This window comes from Parerythrobacter aestuarii (assembly GCF_030140925.1).
GTDB lineage: Bacteria > Pseudomonadota > Alphaproteobacteria > Sphingomonadales > Sphingomonadaceae > Parerythrobacter > Parerythrobacter aestuarii.
Window position 1 is genome coordinate 1211527 of the sequence record NZ_JARBWD010000001.1, and the last position, 18794, is coordinate 1230320.

The 18794-nt window shown below is 63.5% G+C and carries 23 protein-coding genes; 6 read left to right on the top strand and 17 right to left on the bottom strand.

From position 1 onward, the window contains the following. Positions 1-22 precede the first annotated feature (22 nt). Positions 23-1090: a DUF2332 domain-containing protein gene (locus QPW08_RS05910; protein ID WP_284124807.1), complete on the top strand. Its 1068-nt coding sequence runs from the start codon at positions 23-25 to the stop codon at positions 1088-1090. A 97-nt stretch (positions 1091-1187) separates the two neighbouring features. Here QPW08_RS05910 and QPW08_RS05915 read toward each other — a convergent pair whose 3' ends face one another. Genes QPW08_RS05915 through QPW08_RS05935 form a run of 5 tightly spaced genes read right to left on the bottom strand, consistent with a single transcriptional unit; the run spans position 1188 to position 4553 of the window. Beyond that, positions 1188-2105, bottom strand: a complete 918-nt coding sequence (locus QPW08_RS05915; RefSeq protein WP_284124808.1) for an alpha/beta fold hydrolase — start codon at positions 2103-2105, stop codon at positions 1188-1190. Next, a complete protein-coding gene (locus tag QPW08_RS05920; protein WP_284124809.1) occupies positions 2102-2917 on the bottom strand; it encodes an SDR family NAD(P)-dependent oxidoreductase in 816 nt (271 codons plus the stop codon). Before QPW08_RS05920 ends, QPW08_RS05915 begins: the two co-directional genes overlap by 4 nt. Positions 2918-2941: 24 nt before the next feature. Then, a complete protein-coding gene (locus tag QPW08_RS05925; RefSeq protein ID WP_284124810.1) occupies positions 2942-3823 on the bottom strand; it encodes a pirin family protein in 882 nt (293 codons plus the stop codon). Then, entirely contained in the window at positions 3820-4275 is a 456-nt protein-coding gene (locus QPW08_RS05930) for an NUDIX hydrolase (RefSeq protein WP_284124811.1), read from the bottom strand. The genes QPW08_RS05925 and QPW08_RS05930 overlap by 4 nt, the downstream gene beginning before the upstream one ends. Before the next feature lie 8 nt (positions 4276-4283). Next, the gene (locus QPW08_RS05935; protein WP_284124812.1) at positions 4284-4553 is read right to left on the bottom strand and encodes a BolA family protein; all 270 of its coding nucleotides are present in this window, start codon (positions 4551-4553) and stop codon (positions 4284-4286) included. Positions 4554-4601: 48 nt separating this feature from the next. Here QPW08_RS05935 and QPW08_RS05940 point away from each other — a divergent pair, with 48 nt between their 5' ends. Then, on the top strand, positions 4602-5195 hold the full coding sequence (locus QPW08_RS05940) for a DnaJ domain-containing protein (RefSeq protein ID WP_284124813.1): 594 nt from the start codon (positions 4602-4604) through the stop codon (positions 5193-5195). Between the two features lie 2 nt (positions 5196-5197). Here the strand turns inward: QPW08_RS05940 and QPW08_RS05945 are convergent, their stop codons facing one another. The 3 genes from QPW08_RS05945 to QPW08_RS05955 are packed head-to-tail and all read right to left on the bottom strand — an operon-like array spanning position 5198 to position 7096. Continuing rightward, complete coding sequence (locus tag QPW08_RS05945; RefSeq protein ID WP_284124814.1) at positions 5198-5821, bottom strand: glutathione S-transferase family protein; 624 nt, start codon at positions 5819-5821, stop codon at positions 5198-5200. Positions 5822-5823: 2 nt separating this feature from the next. Next, complete coding sequence (locus QPW08_RS05950; RefSeq protein ID WP_284124815.1) at positions 5824-6195, bottom strand: DUF1428 domain-containing protein; 372 nt, start codon at positions 6193-6195, stop codon at positions 5824-5826. 58 nt (positions 6196-6253) lie between these two features. After that, the gene (locus tag QPW08_RS05955) at positions 6254-7096 is read right to left on the bottom strand and encodes an oxygenase MpaB family protein (RefSeq protein WP_284124816.1); all 843 of its coding nucleotides are present in this window, start codon (positions 7094-7096) and stop codon (positions 6254-6256) included. Positions 7097-7188: 92 nt separating this feature from the next. On the opposite strand from QPW08_RS05955, the gene cobS reads away from it, so the two are divergent. From cobS to QPW08_RS05970, 3 genes are all read left to right on the top strand, one after another. After that, the gene (cobS, locus tag QPW08_RS05960) at positions 7189-8181 is read left to right on the top strand and encodes a cobaltochelatase subunit CobS (protein WP_284124817.1); all 993 of its coding nucleotides are present in this window, start codon (positions 7189-7191) and stop codon (positions 8179-8181) included. Between the two features lie 78 nt (positions 8182-8259). Further along, positions 8260-9108: a hypothetical protein gene (locus QPW08_RS05965; RefSeq protein ID WP_284124818.1), complete on the top strand. Its 849-nt coding sequence runs from the start codon at positions 8260-8262 to the stop codon at positions 9106-9108. Between the two features lie 44 nt (positions 9109-9152). Continuing rightward, complete coding sequence (locus QPW08_RS05970) at positions 9153-11282, top strand: transglycosylase domain-containing protein (protein WP_284124819.1); 2130 nt, start codon at positions 9153-9155, stop codon at positions 11280-11282. On the opposite strand, the gene QPW08_RS05975 is transcribed toward QPW08_RS05970, so the two are convergent. From QPW08_RS05975 to pyrE, 9 genes are read right to left on the bottom strand one after another with little or no spacing between them, the layout of a single operon-like run. After that, positions 11279-11677: a PaaI family thioesterase gene (locus QPW08_RS05975; RefSeq protein WP_284124820.1), complete on the bottom strand. Its 399-nt coding sequence runs from the start codon at positions 11675-11677 to the stop codon at positions 11279-11281. The two genes, QPW08_RS05970 and QPW08_RS05975, sit on opposite strands and share 4 nt — an antisense overlap. Continuing rightward, positions 11667-12110 carry a PaaI family thioesterase gene (locus tag QPW08_RS05980; RefSeq protein ID WP_284124821.1) on the bottom strand — a complete coding sequence of 148 codons (444 nt, stop codon included), beginning with the start codon at positions 12108-12110 and terminating at the stop codon, positions 11667-11669. The genes QPW08_RS05975 and QPW08_RS05980 overlap by 11 nt, the downstream gene beginning before the upstream one ends. A 30-nt stretch (positions 12111-12140) precedes the next feature. Continuing rightward, a complete protein-coding gene (ruvX, locus tag QPW08_RS05985; protein WP_284124822.1) occupies positions 12141-12629 on the bottom strand; it encodes a Holliday junction resolvase RuvX in 489 nt (162 codons plus the stop codon). Then, positions 12605-13750 carry a DUF3089 domain-containing protein gene (locus tag QPW08_RS05990; RefSeq protein ID WP_284124823.1) on the bottom strand — a complete coding sequence of 382 codons (1146 nt, stop codon included), beginning with the start codon at positions 13748-13750 and terminating at the stop codon, positions 12605-12607. The genes ruvX and QPW08_RS05990 overlap by 25 nt, the downstream gene beginning before the upstream one ends. Beyond that, positions 13740-14945: an AI-2E family transporter gene (locus tag QPW08_RS05995; RefSeq protein ID WP_326521300.1), complete on the bottom strand. Its 1206-nt coding sequence runs from the start codon at positions 14943-14945 to the stop codon at positions 13740-13742. The genes QPW08_RS05990 and QPW08_RS05995 overlap by 11 nt, the downstream gene beginning before the upstream one ends. After that, positions 14885-15784: a signal peptidase I gene (gene lepB / locus QPW08_RS06000; protein WP_284124824.1), complete on the bottom strand. Its 900-nt coding sequence runs from the start codon at positions 15782-15784 to the stop codon at positions 14885-14887. The genes QPW08_RS05995 and lepB overlap by 61 nt, the downstream gene beginning before the upstream one ends. Beyond that, entirely contained in the window at positions 15781-16182 is a 402-nt protein-coding gene (gene acpS, locus QPW08_RS06005) for a holo-ACP synthase (protein ID WP_284124825.1), read from the bottom strand. The genes lepB and acpS overlap by 4 nt, the downstream gene beginning before the upstream one ends. Positions 16183-16192: 10 nt before the next feature. Continuing rightward, positions 16193-16933 (bottom strand): pyridoxine 5'-phosphate synthase, encoded by a 741-nt coding sequence (locus tag QPW08_RS06010; protein ID WP_284124826.1) that lies wholly within the window; start codon positions 16931-16933, stop codon positions 16193-16195. Next, on the bottom strand, positions 16930-17511 hold the full coding sequence (gene pyrE / locus QPW08_RS06015; protein WP_284124827.1) for an orotate phosphoribosyltransferase: 582 nt from the start codon (positions 17509-17511) through the stop codon (positions 16930-16932). Before pyrE ends, QPW08_RS06010 begins: the two co-directional genes overlap by 4 nt. A 187-nt stretch (positions 17512-17698) precedes the next feature. On the opposite strand from pyrE, the gene coxB reads away from it, so the two are divergent. Next, positions 17699-18763 (top strand): cytochrome c oxidase subunit II, encoded by a 1065-nt coding sequence (gene coxB, locus QPW08_RS06020; protein WP_284124828.1) that lies wholly within the window; start codon positions 17699-17701, stop codon positions 18761-18763. The last annotated feature ends 31 nt before the right edge of the window (positions 18764-18794 follow it).

Genomic DNA, 18794 nt, shown 5'->3' on the forward strand with positions numbered 1-18794 from the left:
CAATTGGAAAGGGGCAGGAACGATGGCGGAATCGGGCGCGGTCATGGACATCAAGTCGGTTCCGGAGGCTATCGAATGGCAGGCGCGCCACGCTGAAGAGGGCGGCGCGCCCGGCACGGCGCGGGTCATTCGCGGGCTGCTCGCGCTGGAAGACAGCCAGGCCGCAACCGCGCGGCGGATCTTCGGCTGGCAGGGGCTGACCCTGAAGGACGCCATGCCGCTGCGCATCAATGGCGGGCTGCACAATCTGGTACTGACGGGTGAAGATACTCGGCTGGGTGCGGTGTATGCAGCGCTGACCACCGACCAGGCGGCGGTCGATGCGCTGGTGCGGGAACTCGTTGAAACCTACGATGCGTTGCTGCTGCCGTGGCTCGACGGGCCTCCGCAGACCAATGAAGCGGGACGTTCGGCCAGCCTGATGGCCGGGTTGCTGTGGTTGGCCGAGCGAGTGCCTTCGAGGTTCGAGATGCTCGAACTGGGATCAAGTGCCGGTATCAACACCATGATGGAGCGCTATTTCTTCGACCTAGGCGGTGTGAAGGTCGGGCCTGAGACCAGCCCGATGTGGATCGTGCCGGAATGGAAAGGCAATGCTCCGCCGGCCACGTCACCGCAGATTGTCGCCATCCGAGGCTGCGATATCGCCCCGGTCGATCTCAGCGATCCGGAGGCGGCCGTCCGGCTCAAGAGTTACGTCTGGCCCGAGGCGATCGCCCGAATGGGGCGGATCGATGCAGCGGTAGAACTGGCGAGCGAGACCCCGCCCGATGTCGTCAAGATGGATGCCGCGGGTTTCGTCGCTGAAGCGCTGGCGCGTCCGCAGGACGAAGGCGTCACCCGCGTCCTGTTCCATTCCATCGTCTGGCAATATATCCCTGACGACCAGCAGCAGGCGATCCGCGACGCGATGCGTGCAGCGGCGGAATCTGCAACCGAGGACGAGCCGCTGGCATGGGTCAGCCTCGAAACCAACCGCAAGACCTTCCGCCACGAGCTGCATGTCACCTATTGGCCTGGCGGGGAGGAGCCTGCGCTGCTCGCCTGCGCTCATCCGCACGGCGCATGGGTGGAGTGGCTCTACGACTAGCCCGGCGAGAATTCCTGATCCGGCATCCGTTCGGGCTGAGCTTGTCGATGTCCGGCCTCGGCACTGGCGCACTCATGGTGGCTGCCCTTCGACAGGCTCAGGGCGAACGGGGATTGGTTGAGTTGGCGAGGAACCCTTCCATCGCCGCATTGACCTGCGCGGGTGCCTGCCATGTCAGGAAATGCCCGCAGTCGGGGATGGTCACCAGCGTCAATTTCTCGACCCATTCGTCGAGCCCCTCAATATTGCCGGGGGTCAGCGCGTGGTCGTCGAGCGCCCACACCACCAGCGTGGGGATGGTCAGCACCGGCACGCGCGGCAGCTTCGCGTCGGGCGGGATTTCCAGCGGGGCATCGGCAGGCGGGACCGCCATCGGCGTGGCGCGGTACCAATTGAGCATGGCGATGGCGGCCGCTCCGTCGGACCAGTCGGCGAGGACAGCGGCGTGCTCTTCGGGATCATCCTCGGGCAGTGCGCCGGTGGCATTGCCGGTCCCGCCGATCAGCGCGATCAGGCCTTTCTCGCGGATTTCGTCGTCGCGCGAAGTGTCACGATAGACGCGCATATATTGCCCGGCCGCGCGCTGGACCGGATCGGTGTAGAGCAACTTCGCATAGATCACCGGATGCGCCGCATTGCACAGGATCGCGCGCTCGACGCGTTCACTTTGCCCGCGCATCGCGACCGCCCATGCCAGCGCGCCGCCCCAGTCGTGCCCGACGATGGTGAAGCGTTCGATCCCCAGTGCGTCGGCCAGCAGGAAGACATCGCCGACCAGCTCCGAAGGCTTGTAGTTCTCTGCCCCCTCGGGCTTGGACGAACCACGATAGCCGCGCTGGTCGGGTGCGATGCAGCGATAGCGGTCACGGAAATATGCGACCTGGTGCCGCCATGTGCGGTGGCTTTCGGGAAAGCCGTGGAGGAAGATCAGGACCGGCGCATCGCGCGGGCCCCCGAGCGGACCGGTGTCCACCACATCCAGCTCGATCCCGTTGGCGAGCTTGACCCGTTTCACCCCTCGGCTTCCATCTTGTCCATGTATCCGCTGGCGACCATCGCCGCGACCTGGTCGAGCAGCGCTTCGGGCGTGCGACGCATCTCGCCCATCGCCTGCTCGGCGCCTTCGGCCACGATGATCTCGCGCTCGCCCGCCGCCATCGCGTCGAGCATGGTCTTGGCCGCATCATCGGGCGCAATACCGTTGTCGATCACGCTGTCGCTGCGGCCGCGCTTGCTGCCATCGGCATTGAGCGCATTGCGGCTGACATTGGTCGCGATCGAGCCGGGATAGATCGCATGGACCTGCACCCCGTCGATGGAGAGCTCTGCCCGCAGCGCATCGGCATAGCCCGCGAGGCCGAACTTGGCAGCAGAATAGGCGGTGCGCATCGGCACCCCGACCTTTCCGGCGATGGAGCTGATGAAGGCCAGGTGTCCCGATCCACGCCCGGCCATATGCGGCAACAGCGCCTGCGTGGCGGCGATCTGGGCGACAAGGTCGATTGCGATAATGTCGCGATAGACCTGCATCGCGGTCTTCGTTGCGCGGCTGCGCTGTGAAACGCCTGCGTTGGCGACGAAGCCGTCCACGCCGCCCGACCATTCGATGGCCCTGGCGGTCGCGGCATGCATGGCATCCTCGTCGCGCACGTCGAACGGCAGGATCAACGCGTCGGTCGCGATACCTTCCGCGACTTCCGCCAGCCGCGCTTCATCGCGGCCCGACAGGATCACCCGCGATCCGCGCGCGCCCAGTTCCTTCGCCAGCGCCGCCCCGATGCCGCTCGATGCGCCGGTGATCCACCAGCATTGTCCTTGGTAGCTCATGTCCTCTCCTCGTGTTCGTGAATTCTAGTCTTCGCTCCGCGTCAGCGGCTGGCCGGGGATGGGGATATATTCCTCCTCATCGCCGGGCACCGCCGGGAAGCGGCCCTTGTTCCAGTCGTCCTTGGCCTGCTCGATGCGGTCCTTGCTCGAACTGACGAAATTCCACCACACATGGCGCTTGGTGGCAAAGGCCTCGCCGCCCAGGAGCATCACCCGCCCGCCGCGCCCGGAGCTGAGCGTCATATTGCGCCCCGGCTCCAAAACGGTCAGCTCGTACAGCCCAAGTGCCTGCCCGTCGACACTGGCTTTGCCGCCGACCACCATCACCGCGCGTTCGTCGGCGCTGACTTCGATCGGCAGCGCTCCAGTCGGTGCGAGCACGATCTCGGCATAGATGGTGTCGGCATAGGTCGTGGTCGCCGCGCGCTGGCCCCATAGCTCGCCCATGATGACATAGGCCTTGGCGCACTGGTCCTCGATCACGGGCAGGTCCGTCACCGCTTCGAAGGCCGGATCGATCTCCTCGCGACCATCTGGCAGGGCGAGCCAGGTCTGCATCCCGTACATCCGCGGTCCCGCATCGCGCTCGCTTTGCGGGCTGCGCTCGGAATGGACGATGCCCTTGCCCGCGGTCATCAGGTTCACCTGCCCTGGGCGAATGGTCGAAAAACTGCCGATGCTGTCGCGGTGATCGATCGCCCCTTCGAACAGCCAGGTGACGGTCGCAAGATTGATATGCGGGTGCGGCCGCACGTCCATCGCCTTGCCGATATCGAGCTGCGCCGGCCCAAACTCATCGACGAAGATGAAAGGCCCGACCATGGTGCGCCCCTTGCTTGGCAGCGCGCGGCGGACCTGGAACTGGCCAAGGTCATGGGTGACGGGGGTGATGGTCTGTTCGATCACGGCTGGGGGTCCCTTTCGATCAACTCGGCAAGGTCGCGGGGGTAGATATATTCGTGCCAGCTGGCGAGTTCCTCGGGGGTGAACCAGCGATGCTCCTGCATGACCCTTTGCTCAAGAGCGGTGTGTCCGGAGGTGTCGATCCGGGTTTCCGACACGCGCACACGGAAAAAGCGCTCGTCGGCCCGCACCGGCTCGCCTTCGACAGTGATGAATTCGGGCGTCTGCTGGGCGATCTGCGGGCCGGGATCAGCTTCGAAGCCGGTTTCCTCGCGCAGTTCGCGGCGGGCTGCCTCCTCGAAGCTTTCGCCCGGATCGCATTCGCCGCCGGTAGTGACCCAAAAAGGCGGACGATCGTCAAGCACGAAACGGAACAGGAGCACGCGATCTTCGGGATCGAGCACGATCACCCGGGCCGCGCGCCTGATCCGCCGAGAGGTGCCGGTCTCGCTCATTCGCGCGCTCATTCCCCCGGTGCGCTCGCCTTGATCGCAACGGCATGCACTCTCTCGCCGACGATATCGCCCAGCGCCGCGATCACCTTGCGCTGCCTTTGCAGCCGCGAGACGCCCGTGAAGGCCGCGCTCTCGATCACCACGGTGAAGTGCGATTCGCCCGAGCCGTCGTCACCCGCGTGGCCGTGGTGCTTGGCGCTGTCGTTTATCACGTCGAGCCGCGAAGGCGCAAAGGCCTCGGCCAGCAGCGTTTCGATCTCGGTCTGGATTGCTCCCACGGATTTTACCCTTCCAATTCTGGCGGTGCGTCACCATCATTAAGCGCTATGCGCGGTGACCGGTTCCATGGACGATACGAAGCCCAAGGGCGAGTCTGCGAACACCCCACCTGCCGCGAAGCCGGGGAATTTCGCGCTCCGGGTGGCTATGGCAACAGCTTCGACGGGCCCGGCCAGTGGCGCTGGTTCTGCTTGGACCATGTCCGCGAATTCAACGCCGGCTACGACTGGTTCGAAGGCATGAGCGCTGAGGAAATCCTCGCCGCGCAATCGCCCGCCAGCGGCTGGCAGACCGAAACCCGCGCCTTTCGCCCGACTGCAGGGGTCGACGGCATGCCGCGCTGGGCCGATTTCGACGATCCGCTCGATGCGATCGGTGCGCGCGCGGCCGGCATCAAGAGCCGTGCCCAGCGCGAGGCCGAGATGGCGATGGATGGCAGATTCTCGAAAGAGGAAGCACAGGCACTGGAAGTGATGGGCCTCGGCTTGCAAACCGACCGGCGCAGGCTTCGCCGTCGCTACTCAGAGCTCGTCCGCCGCTACCACCCGGATCGCAACGGTGGCGACCGCAAATATGAGGCGCGACTGGGGCGGGTGGTAGAGGCGTACCAGCTGCTCAGAAAGAGTGCTGCGATCGCCTAGCCTCAGGCAGGCGGCTCCATCAGCGACATGTCGATGGCATTGGCGGCCTGCTTGGCGTCGCGGGCGTTGATCCGGTCGCGATAGCCGGTGAACGCATCGCGCTGAGGCAAGGTGCCGAATTGCAGGCCCCAGTCGACATGGCTGCCAACATAAACATCGGCCATGGTGAAGCGGTCACCGCAAACGAACTGGCGATCCCTGAGCCATCCATCCAGCGTATCGACAGTGAGATCGAACGAGCCAAAACCTGCCGTTGCCCGCCGCTCTTCCGGTACTTCCCAGCCCATTGTCTTCGTCACAATGGCTTGTTCAAGCGGCCCCGCCGCGAAGAACATCCAACGGAAGTAGTCGGCTTTCTCTTCGACCGTAGGCAGCAGTTCCGGTCCGGGATGCGTTTCGGCAAGATAGTGGCAGATCGCCGCGCATTCGGTGATCACATGGTCATGCCCGTTGTGGTGATGAACCAGCGTCGGTACCTTGTTCATGGGGTTGAGCGCGCGATAGCTATCGGGACGCGTCTCCCACGTCATCATCTCGTGCTCGTAATCCGCGCCTGCCTCGTGCAGCGCCCAGCGCGCGATCATGCCGCGGCTCATGGCGACGGTGTAGAATGTGAAAGCTGCCATGGTCATGCCTCTCCGCTAAAAAGTGTCTCGAATCCGCCGAAGATCATCCGCTTGCCGTCGAAGGGCATGTCACTGCCGTCGGGCGCGCCGAACTGATCCTCCATGCGCGGATCGGCCATCATCTTGTCATGGGCAGTATCGGCGGTAGCCTTGTCGGGCCAGGTGATCCAGCTGAAGACGATCTTCTCGCCCGCCTTGGCCTTGACCGCCATGCGGAAATCGGTGGTTTCGCCGTCCTTTACGTCGACTTCCCAGCACTCGATCTGCGCCAGCGCGCCATAGTCGCGGGCGATTGGCCAGAATTTCTCCGCCACCTCGCGGTAGGCCTCGCGGTTGCCTTGAGGCACCGGAATCACGAATCCCTGAACATACATCGGGCCTCTCCTCCTGTCCTTGCGTCACCATGCGCCGGGAATGTGACGAGAGGAAGGTCTATTGCCGGAAGGCCCAGCGCAGCGTCTTGCCCATGCCCCAGGTCGCCGCGCGAGCGGGGAGCGCGGCGAGGCCGGGACGTTCGAGGTCGAGCATCGAGCGGGCGAAGGACGGGAGCAGGGCGACCGCTTCGGAACCCATCACCGCCTGCACGGCTGGCGGGGCGCCCTTGGGCTTCTGGTCCAGCACCAGCCTGGCGATCTCGCGCGCTTCCGGGCGCGCCTGCAAGTCATGGCGCAATTCGCGGAAGATCGCCTCGGCCTCATTGCGATCGAGCGGGACCGGATCGGCCCCGAGCGCGCGGGCGATCACTGCGAACTGGCGATAATACTCGTCCTGCTCGCTGCCCGGCATATCGGGCCGCACATGGCGCAGGTAGGCGGCGAGGAAGCTCTGCGCCTCGGCGACATGGACCCAGGCCAGCGTTCGCGGGTCGGTAGCGCGGTAGGGCGTGCCATCGGGCAGGGTTCCGCTAACCTTGGCATGGATGCGGTTGACCCGCTCGATCGCCTGCATCGCTTCATCGCGGTGGCCGAAGGTCGTGACGGCGATGAAGCGGGCGGTCCTGCGCAGCCTGCCGTGCATGTCTTCGCGGAAGTTGGAGTGGTCGAGCACGCCCTGCAGCGCTTCGGGATGGAGCATCTGCAACAGCAGGCTGCGGATCCCGCCGACCATCATGCCAACCACATCGGCATGCACCATGCGGATCGGCGAATTCTTCCCGAACAGCGCCTCGTCGCTGATCGGCACAGGTTGCTGTCCGGCCTCGACATCGTTGAACATCGCGCGCACGCGCCCAACCAGCTGCTGGCGCAGGAATTCCGAAGGCGATGGGCGGCTCATCCCTGCCCAATATAGTGTCACCGCCGCTAATGAAAATGTTGGCGTGTCCTCGCTTGCGCGCATGCGCATGCGCGTCTAGTCCCGCCCGCGAGATGAATGACATGACCGACAAGACCTTCGAACCCAACGCCAAGACCACGCTCTCTGCACCTGACACCACCGTCAACGTGCGCGAGACTTTCGGCATCGACGTCGATTGGGAAGTTCCCGCCTTCTCGCAGGCCGACGAGCGCGTACCCGATCTCGACGAGAATTACGTTTTCGATCCGGACACGACGCTGGCGATCCTGGCCGGCTTTGCCCACAACCGCCGGGTGATGGTGCAGGGCTATCACGGCACGGGCAAGTCGACCCATATCGAGCAGGTCGCCGCCCGCCTCAAATGGCCGTGTATCCGCATCAACCTCGACGCGCATATCAGCCGTATCGACCTTGTCGGGCGAGATGCGATCGTGCTGCGCGACGGGTTGCAGGTGACGGAATTCCGCGAAGGCCTGCTGCCGTGGGCGCTGCAGCACCCGGTTGCACTGGTGTTCGACGAATATGACGCTGGCCGGCCGGATGTGATGTTCGTAATCCAGCGCGTGCTGGAAACCGAAGGCAAGCTGACCTTGCTCGACCAGAACCGCGTGATCCGCCCGGATCCGAACTTCCGCCTTTTTGCCACGGCCAACACCGTGGGCCTGGGCGACACCTCGGGCCTCTATCACGGCACGCAGCAGATCAACCAGGGCCAGATGGACCGCTGGAACATCGTGGTTGGCCTCAACTACCTGCCGGCGGAGACTGAACAGGAAATCGTCAGCGCGAAGAACCCCGACACCGATCCAAAGGTCATCGCAGACATGATCAAGGTCGCCGACCTGACGCGACAGGGATTCATCAATGGCGACATATCGACCGTCATGAGCCCACGCACCGTGATCACCTGGGCCCAGAACGCAGCGATCTTCAACAACGTCGGTCTTGCTTTCCGTCTCAGCTTCCTCAACAAATGCGATGAGGCCGAGCGCATGCTGGTGGCAGAATACTATCAGCGAGTATTTGGCGAAGACTTGCCCGAGAGTGTGGTTAAGCCAGGCTGATAAGACCAAAACGGTTGGAGTTCTTGTCCGGCTGGATTATCCAGCCTGCCGGATTGTACATGCTTGGAAATGGGTCACATGCGTAAAATCTTGCTGTCGCTGGCGGTGCTCGCGGCACCGACGGTTCCTGCTTCTGCTGAAGACACGCCGAAGTGGATCGAATCACCGGTCATTTTCATGCCTGCCGATGTCGAGGCAGGCGAACGGCTGGTGACCGAAGGTGAAATCATCGTGGACGTGCCGCTGCGCTGGGCATTCGCCGGCAAGCTGGAGCAGGACGTAACTGTCATTGCTGCCGGGGAAGAGGTCGTGCTCAAGGCAGGCGAGGTCCTGCCGCAAGTGATGGTTCCCGTGCCGGGTAGCGGAGCAGCCGGCCGGATTCTCCTGTGCACGCGCAGCAAGGTGGTGTTCAAACGCGAAGGGATCGGTTTCATCGCCAAGCTGGTCGACGACCTCCGCGATAGCCTGAGCGATGCCCAGCGCTGCGTCGAGGATACCGACAACGATGGCAAGGTGGACCGGGCTCTGGTCCTGGGCGAAGGCAAGGAGGAGATCCCTGCCGAACCCATCGAGCCGGTAGGTTTCAAGCTGACGACAGCCGAAGTCATTCCCGGCGACGAAGACAAGGTCACTCTGACACTCGTGTCGGTCGGCAACAAGCGCAGCAGCCTGGCGCTCAATATCATCCAGCTGGGTGCTGCCCGGCAATTCGACACCATGGTCAGCGGGCGGTTCTACACCCGGCAAATGCCGACCTTCCAGCACAAGGACGGCCTGCCAGCCACGCTCAATGCGTTCGGGATCGGCGTGCGCCTGCTTGAAGCGGACAAGAAGGGAAATAACGCCAAGCTGAGCTGGTCGGGTCAGGCCCGCGAGGGTGAATATGCAGTCATCCCGCGGACAACCAAGGTCTCGTTCGGCTATTGAGGTTTGACCTCGCCATTGCCGTGTTAGCCTGCTAACACAGTCAGATGAACTCCCCCTGGTTCCGCAAGTTGACACTTTGGCGTCGCAATTCGGGCAAGCCCGAAGGTGCCTACGCCGGATTCTTCGCGCAATCGGGTGAGGAAGATGCGTCCACGCCCTACTACCGCTCGGGCACGCCGCAGCCGGATTACGACCAGTGGGACGATCGCCTGGCCCGTGTCGATGGCGCGGTCGAATTCGAACAGCGCAAGCGGGAGAAGTGGTGGCAGCGCCGCTACTGGCAGGGGCGGCGCAAACGCTGGTGGGCAGCGCGGATCATCGCGGCCATGCTGCTGCTGTTCATTATGCTGGTGGCCTGGCTGGCACTGACGACTCCACTGTCGAAATCGCTCGAGCCGGTCGTCCCGCCGCAGATGACTATTCTCGCCGCCGATGGCACGCCGATTGCCCGCAACGGGGCGATTACGGATGCGCCGGTCGAGATCGAGAAGCTGCCCCCGCATGTGGCCGAGGCGTTCCTCGCCATCGAAGATCGCCGTTTCTACTCCCACTGGGGGATCGATCCGCGCGGGATTGCGCGGGCGGTGTGGACCGGCCATGGCGGCGGTAGCACCATCACCCAGCAGCTGGCGAAGTTCACTTTCCTCAGCTCCGAACGCACGCTGACGCGCAAGGCGCGCGAAGCGTTGATTGCGTTCTGGCTGGAGACCTGGCTGACCAAGGACGAGATCCTCGAGCGCTATCTCTCCAACGCCTATTTCGGTGACAACGTCTACGGCCTCCGCGCCGCCAGCCTGCACTATTTCTACCGCCAGCCGGAAAATCTGAAGGTCGAGCAAGCGGCGATGCTCGCTGGCCTGGTTCAGGCACCATCTGCACTCCGGCCGACAAAGCATTATGAACGCGCCGAAAAGCGGATGCGACTGGTGCTTGGATCGATGGTGGCGGCAGGCTACCTGACGGAAAGTGAAGCCGACCTGCCTTCGCCCAGCCTTGATGTACGGACCAGGAACGACCTGCCAACAGGGACCTATTTCGCCGACTGGGCGCTGCCAATCCTGCGCCGCAACACCGAAACCGGTTACGAAGCGCAGACCATCACCACCACGCTCGACGCGCGGCTGCAAGGCATCGCCAGCGGGATTATCCGCCGCGCCAACCTCGGCGGAGCGCAGGCGGCATTGGTGGCGATGCGGCCCAATGGCGAAGTGGTCGCTATGGTCGGCGGCAAGGACTATGCTGCGAGCCCGTTTAACCGCGCCACACAGGCGCAGCGGCAGCCGGGCTCGACCTTCAAGACCTTCGTCTATCTCGCTGCGCTCAAGGCCGGGGCGACGCCAGATGACGCGGTCGACAATACCGAAATCACCCAGGGCAGCTATCGCCCACGCAATGCAGCGGGGAATTACTCCGATACGCTGACGCTGGAGGAAGCCTTTGCGCGCTCCAGCAATGTGGCTGCTGTTCGGCTCTACCAGTCCGTCGGCGATGAGGCCGTGATTGCGACCGCGCGCGAACTGGGCGTGACAGCCGGGCTCACGCCGGGTGATCCCAGTGTCGCACTGGGCACTGCCACCATGTCGCTGCTGGAGCTGACCTCGGCCTATGCGGGTATTGCGGCCAATGCTTATCCTGTCCGGCCCACGCCACTGCCGGTGGTCGAACAGGGCTGGTGGGATTGGTTCTGGAATGGGCCTGGCAGCTATTCCAGCCGGGTCCATGAGGACATTGAACAGATGTTGCGGCGCGCGGTCAACGCAGGGACAGGGCGTGCGGCGATGTTGTCGATCCCCAACTACGGCAAGACCGGCACCAGCCAGGGCAATCGCGATGCTCTGTTCGTGGGGTACGCTGGAGACCTGGTTGTCGGGGTATGGATCGGCAATGACGACAACACCCCGCTCGACGGTGTTTATGGCGGCGGACTACCGGCGCGAATCTGGCGTGATTTCATGCGGCAGGCACAAGGCGTGGCTCCGACCCGCGATCGCCCCCGTCCGAATCCGTCGGGCCCGGTCGAGCCTTTGGACGTGATCGAACCGGAAGAAATCCCGCTCGGCGACAATGTCCGGATCGAGGATGGCGGGCTCAACATAGACGCCGAGATCGAAGGCGTGCCGCTCGATATCCGCGTCGATGGTGACGGGATCGACGTCCAGCCCGCTGAGCGTTAGCCCTCCGGTTCCGCCAAGAGTACGTTCATGATCGCGGTCGCGCGCGGGCGGCTGCGATCCTCTTGCCAGCATTCGACTTCGATATTGGCGTTGCGCCGCCCCAGCTTGGTTATCCGTGCTTTGGCGAACAGCGGTGCGGCCTTCGCCGGAGCGAGGAACTGGACAGTGATGTTGATCGGCTTGAGCCGCGCGTCGCGCCCTGCCTGTTCCAGCGCCAGTCGCAGCGCGGCATAGCCCGCTGTTTCCAATAGACCGCTGATCGCCCCGCCGTGATAGACGCCGGGCCGCCCTTCGATGATCGGATCGCCACCGAGTTGCAGGACCGGGACGCCATCCTCCATCTCCCGCGTCGAAATACCCAGCGAGCGGGCATAGGGGGTTAGTTCACTTGCCATCGCGCGAGACCCCGGGGAGAGACATGAAGACACCGGCCATATGCGCTACCGGATCGTCTGGATCACCATCATGCGCGATCCCGCGCACGAAGGCGGCAGACTTGGTCAAGCGATAGCACTCGGCGCGGCCAATCACATTGTGCCGCTCGCGGGCCGGGCGCTGGTAATCGACGCGCAGGTCAAGCGTGGCGACAGCCTGGAAGTGCTTCATCTTCGTCCAGATTGACAGGCCGCTCGCCATATCCATCAGGCTGATGATCGGACCTGAGGCGAGCACCGGGCGATCGCTTTCGCCGACGAGATCTTCGCGCCACGGTAGTTCGAGCTCGGCCCAATCGTCGCCGCTGCCGCAAAACTTCATGCCCAGCCAGCCGGAATGGCCGTGTTTCAGCACGAAGGCTGCGGCTTGGGCGGGATCGAATGAAGAAGCCATGTCAGCGGCCTTGGCGCAGTTGGCGAGGGGTTACAATCCCCCACCACTCAGCGCGTCGAGCGCGGCCTGCAGGAACACCGCTGCGGCGTGGCTGTCGATCCGTTCGGCGCGCTTGGCGCGGCTCATGTCCTGCCCGATCATCGCTGCTTCGGCGCTTTGGGTAGACCAGCGCTCGTCCCACAGCAGCACCGGCAGGGTGAAGGCCTCAGCAAGATTGCGGGCATAGGCGCGACTGGCCTGTGCCCGCGGACCTTCGCTGCCGTCCATGTTGCGCGGCAGGCCCAGGACGAGGCCCTTGATCGTGCGGGCGGTGACCAGCTCCTCCAGCTTGGCCTTGTCTTTTCCGAAGCGTCCCCGCGAAATGGTTGTCCCCGCCGTGGCAAAGCGCCAGCCCGCATCGGCGGTGGCCGTACCGATGGTTTTGGTGCCGAGATCCAGCGCCAGCAACGCTCCGCCATCAGGTAGCAGGTCGCCAAATTCTAGCGTGTTTTCGGTTACGAGGCGGGCTGTTTCTGCCATGCCTCGACCCGGGCAGCGACATCGGCCTGCAGGTTCCGCCAGAACAACGGGATGTCGTATACGTGATAGTTATTGCCGGGCAGTACGTAGTTGCCCAGCTCGGGAGGCTCGCCGATCAGCAGGAGGCCGCGCTCATCGCAACGGGCCGGAACGGCTTGCGGGACAAGCTCTCCGCCGTCGAGATCGTTTTCCGGCACCAGCGTACCCAGGTTGCGCTCGCGCGGGGCATCGCCGCCGATGCCCCCTGTCAGCGGATTGGAGCACAGCAGTGAGCTTTCACCGCGTGGCTTTCCGTCGAAGCCGATCGAATTGGCGTAGGTCTCCAGCAGGTCGCTGGGATCGGCTGGTTCGGCATAGGTGGACCAGCTCATGATGCAGGCCGGCTGGTCGGCAGTGGCACAGGCGGGGAATGGAAGGGCGGGCAAATCGTGCTCAACCGAAATGGGCCAGCCAATGACGTAGACCGCCGATACGCGATCAGCGACGGGTTGCCCGGCGACCTGTTCGCGCAGCAGCCGCAGCAGGTGCAGCGCGCCCTGGCTGTGCCCGGCCAGCACGATGGGTGTATCGTCGTCGACCGTATCGCGGAAATAGGCGAAGGCCTGCGCGACATCGGCATAGGCGGCGTCGAGCGCCTGCTTTGCTTCCGGGGCATCGGTCAGGAAAGCTCCGACCGTTGCTTGTCGATAGCGGGGCGCCCAGATTTCATCGGCCTGGTTGAACGGACTGGCCAGGCCCCGGACATAAAGGCGGGCACGATTGTTGGCTTCCACGTTGTCGAGCGCTGCGTTCCAGCTGGCCCGGTCCATATAGCTGGTCGGATGGACGAAAAAGACTGCAAAGGCCGGTGGAGATTGCTCCGCCGGGGCCGGGATACTGCGTCCTTCGCCGCGCATGGCCGGCTGCCAGCGCGCAGGGTCGCTGGTGCCAATACCCGGGCGCGAGAACCACATCTGTGGATCTTGGTAGGCGTTGTCTGCGAGTGCATCCTGCTCCACGAATTCCGTTGTAGGGACCAGCGCGATTGCCGTCAGTTCGCGCGACCAGATGCTCAGCGCAAACCCGGCACCAATCACGATCACAGCGATGATTGCAATGAAGTAGAGGAACTTACGAGCCATTGCTTCCTTCCTGTACGAGCTTCGCCCGGCGTGCTGCCTCTTGCAGTTCGGCATTGCGCTCGGAGCGGCGCTCCAAAGCAACCTTGATCATGGCCATCAGCGGATCGGCCAGGAACAGCCCGAGGATACCGAACAGCAACCCCATGATCAGCTGGAATCCCAGCACCAGCGCCGGAGCGAGGTCGACGGTCTTCCTGGCGATCATCGGGATGACGACATAGCCGTCGAAATTCTGGACAAAGAAATAGACGAAGACGGTGTAGAGTCCCATGTCGGTCCCGCCCGAGAAGCCCACGGTGACCATCAGGAGCCCCGATATGATGGCACCGATGTTGGGGACGAAGGCGAGCAGGCCGGTGAGGATCGCTAGCAGTGCTGCCATCGGGACAGTGCCAACGCCAACCAATTGAGCGCCAAAGGTCAGCAATAGATAGGTAAACACGCCTTCGAACAGCATCCCGACCATGCGGCCAGCCATCAGCCTGCGCAAGGTCTGGGCCATGCGGTTGAGCGTGATATGAAGGTCGTTGCGCTGATGTCGGGGTGCCATCCATTCCACGCCGCGTTCGTAAAGATTGGGCTCCAGCGCAACATACAGGCCGATGATCACGATGAGCACGAAGGAGGTCAGCCCGCCAGCCAAACCTGTCAGGGCGCGCGTCAGGGTGCCGACACCGGTCATGACCTGGCTGACAATCGACTGCATGTCCGCAACTTCGACACCAAGCCCGTTGGCGCGTGCCCATTCAAACACCTGCTCGGCCTGACCCCGGACGATGGTGGGCAAGGCAGCGGCCTGCCGTGCGATCTGGTCGCCAGCATATCCCGTCAGCCAGATAAAGAATGCGACCGTTGCTACCAGCACAATCAGGATACGAATCGTGCGGGCGATGGGCAGGAACTTGCCAATCAACCTGGCACCCCCGTCGATCATGGCCGCAAAGACAAGTCCGCCAAAGATCACCAGCAGCGATTGCGAGATATAGACCACCAGAACGGCCAGGCCGACGACGCCGACCCATACCATGGCCTTGTAGGCTTCCTGCCGCAGCACCGGACTGTCGATATAGGAAGGGCTGGCACCCAGATCGGTGGCCTCTTCGCTATCCTCCGGTGGGGGCGGCGCTGGCTCGCTCATTCGGCCTCGGTGGTGGGTTTCCCGGATGCGATCTTCGTCGGCCTCAATGTCGACCATGACCGACCGTCACGCAGGGCGCTCCACCAGCTAAAGGGATTCCAGTTGGCGGTCCCATCAAGCGAGAAAGTGATAAACTCCGCCCGTCCGCCGATATTGCTGAGCGGGACCGGTCCGCCAAGACCGCCGCCCTTTTCTTGCAGCGGGGCTCGGCTGTCGGCCGAATGGTCGCGATTGTCGCCCATGACGAAGACAGCGTCGTCCGGAATCGGGAGCGGGCCGAAATTCTCGAGCCCTCGTACATCCGGCGAATCGATTACGAGGTACGAAACACCATTGGGCATGGTCTCGCGCAGGGTCGGTACCCGGCAAACTTCCTCGCCCTTGTCACTGGTTGTCACTTCGAACTCGGCCTCGTCGCACAGGTTGTTCAGGTCGAACGGCAGGTCGAGCGAAGGCTCCATGGTCTGCGGCACCGGCGTACCGTTGAGGATGATCTGGCCATTGCGCACTTCGAATGTGTCGCCCGGCAGGCCGACCACACGCTTGATGTAGTCTTCGCTGCGTTCGGGATGCACGGGGATCACGATATCGCCGTATTCCGGCGTCGACCCGAATACACGCCAGTCGCTCCGGGGCAGCAGGTGAAAGCTGACCGAGGACCAGTTGTAGCCATAGGGATACTTGGTCACCACCAGCCGGTCACCGACCAACAGGTTGGGCATCATCGACTGCGACGGGATATAGAACGGCTTGGCAACGAAGCTGTGGAAGGCGAGCACCGCCAGCAGCATCAGCGCAAGGCCGCGAATTTCCGCGATCCAGTTGACCTTCTCTTCGGTCTCGTCGGTTGTCTTTACGTCGGTGTCGGTCACGTTTGCCTGGGGGTTCGTTGTCATTTGCGATGTGCCTCGATGATCACGAAGGCCTGCGCCCATGGGTGATCGTCGGTGAGGGTAAGATGAATGCTGGCCTCATGGCCATCCGGCAGCAGTTCCGCAAGCCGAATTGCCGCGCCGCCGGTGAGCGCCAGCGTCGGCGCACCGGAGCGGGCGTTGACCACGCCGATATCCTTCATGAACACTCCGCGCCGGAAACCCGTGCCGACGGCTTTACTGAAGGCCTCCTTGGCAGCAAAGCGCTTGGCATAGGTGCCGGCGATGGTGAACGGCCGACGCCGCGCCTTGGCGCGTTCGATCTCGGTGAAGACGCGATGCTCGAACCGCTCGCCGAAGCGGTCGAGCGAGTTCTGGATACGCTCGATATTGCACAGGTCGGAGCCGAGGCCGATGATCACGCTGTTCTCCTCACCGCGCCTCATCCATCAGTTCGCGCATCGTGCGCACTGCGGTCTCCAGCCCCACGAACACCGCTTCACCAACCAGGTAGTGCCCGATGTTGAGCTCTGCCAGCTGCGGGATCGCAGCGATCGGCTGGACATTCTCATAGGTGAGGCCGTGCCCGGCATGCGGCTCGATGCCGTTCTTGGCGGCGAGCGCGGCCATGTCGGCGATGCGTTTCAGTTCGCGCGCTGTCTTGTCGCGATCGCCGTCGAGATGGGCATGGGCATACTCGCCGGTGTGGAATTCGACCACCGGCGCACCGAGACGAAGGGCGGCATCGAGCTGGCGTTCCTCAGCCTCGATGAACAAGCTCACACGGATGCCGGCATCTGTCATCCTGGTGATGATCGGGGCCAGCGTGTTGTCCATCCCCGCTGCATCGAGGCCGCCCTCGGTTGTGCGTTCTTCCCGCTTCTCAGGAACGATGCAGGCGGCATGCGGCTTGTGGCGCAGGGCGATCTCCAGCATTTCCTCGGTTGCTGCCATCTCGAGATTGAGGGGCAGGCTGGTGGCCGCCTGGATGCGGGCGAGGTCTTCATCGCGGATATGCCGGCGGTCTTCGCGCAGATGCGCGGTGATGCCATCGCCGCCGACTGCTGCGACGATTTCCGCCGCCCGCACGGGATCGGGATGGTCACCGCCACGCGCATTGCGGATCGTCGCAACGTGATCGATATTGACGCCGAGGCGGAGAGGGCTGCTCACGCGGCGCGGCTGCCCGGCTTGGTCACGGGGATGGCGGCAAGCTCCTCTGGCACTTCATCTTCGGCATAGGTCGGGAAGTTGATGGCAACCAGCGGATAGAAAGGCACGCCAAGGTCCGCCTCGCCGCCGGAACGGTCGACGAGTGAGACTTCGGCCAGCACATCGCCGCCTTCCGCCTTCACCGCTTCGATCGCCTCGCGACTGGAAAGGCCGGTTGTGACGACATCTTCGACCATCAGCACCTTCGCACCCGGTTCGAGCCGAAATCCGCGCCGCAGGTGGAACGTGCCTTCAGGTCGCTCGAGAAAGATTGCGTCCTTGCCTAGCGCGCGGCCCATTTCATGCCCGATGATGAGCCCGCCCATGGCCGGGGAAACCACAACATCGATCTCGCTACGAAGGTCGCGCGGCAGCTTCTGTGCCAGCGCAAGTGCGAGTCGCCCGGCGCGTTCGGCATTCATCAGCACGCGGGCGCACTGCAGGTAGTAGCCGCTGTGGCGACCGGAGGAGAGCTTGAAATGCCCTTCGAGCAGGGCCTCGCAGCTGCGGAATTCGGACAGGACTTCTTCGTCGGTCATGGCAGAAATGCGGTATTTCCCTGCTGGATGGGTTAGCCTTATGCTCGGTTGCATGGAGGCGAACCGTGCTTGTGTATTTTTCTCCCTAGGGACGCTTGTGACTGACGGCAAGCGCGCGTATAGCGCGCCGCAACTGCCCGCCACCGGGCTGATTTCGGCTGCCAAATCGGTGGCTCCAGAATGCAACATGGGAAGCGTCAGAAAGATGATCTCTGCCAACTGGCTCCGTGAAACCACCCGTTCGATGGCGCTGCTGTTTGCCGCGCTGGTCCTCGCGCTGGGCGCTCAGGCCGTGATGGCTGCGCCGGCTGACGAAGCGGCTCCGGCTGCCGAAGCAGTCGATGCCAGCGCCGATGCTGCCGCTTCAGAAGCCTCGGGCTACACCCCGCTTGGGCCTGAAATGATCAAGGGCCAGCCGACGTCCTACGAAGACGATGCGCTTGCCAGCATGACGTTCCAGGATCAGTACAACGACATTGGTCGCGAAGCGCTGTGGATGCACGATGTTGTCCTCATGCCGGTGATCACCATTATCAGCCTGTTCGTGCTGTTCCTGCTGCTTTATGTGATGGCTCGCTATCGCAAGGGGGCGAACCCGCAGCCTTCGAAGACCACGCACAACACGCTCATCGAAGTGGTGTGGACGGTCATCCCGATCCTTATCCTTCTCGTCATCGCGGTTCCTTCGATTCGCCTGTTGGCGAACCAGTATGAGACCCCGCCGGAAGACGCGATCACGATCAAGGCGACCGGCTACCAGTGGTATTGGGGCTACAGCTATCCCGACCAGGGCGGCTTCGAAGTCATCTCCAACATGCTGCCGGAAGACGAAGCCAAGGCGAAAGGTTTGCCAGGCCAGCTGGCGGTCGACAATCGCATGGTCGTGCCGGTCGGTGTTCCGCTGCGCATCCAGACCACCGCGGCCGACGTGATCCACTCGTTCGCCCTGCCAAGCCTGTGGTTCAAGAACGATGCAGTGCCCGGTCGAATTAACGAGAAGCTGCTGACCATCGACGAACCTGGCATCTATTACGGCCAGTGTTCAGAGCTGTGCGGCGCGCGTCACGGTTTCATGCCGATCGCAGTCGAAGCAGTCCCGATGGAACAGTTCCGTGCATGGGTCGCTTCCAAGGGCGGCTCCATGGGCGATGAAGCTGCCGCTGAAGATGCAGAATCCGCTGCCGACGCCGCTGAGACCGGTGACGAAGCGGGTGCCGAAGCTGCCGAGCCAGCTGAAGCGGCCGCCGAATAAACGTACGAACACACGAATAGTCGCGAAAGTA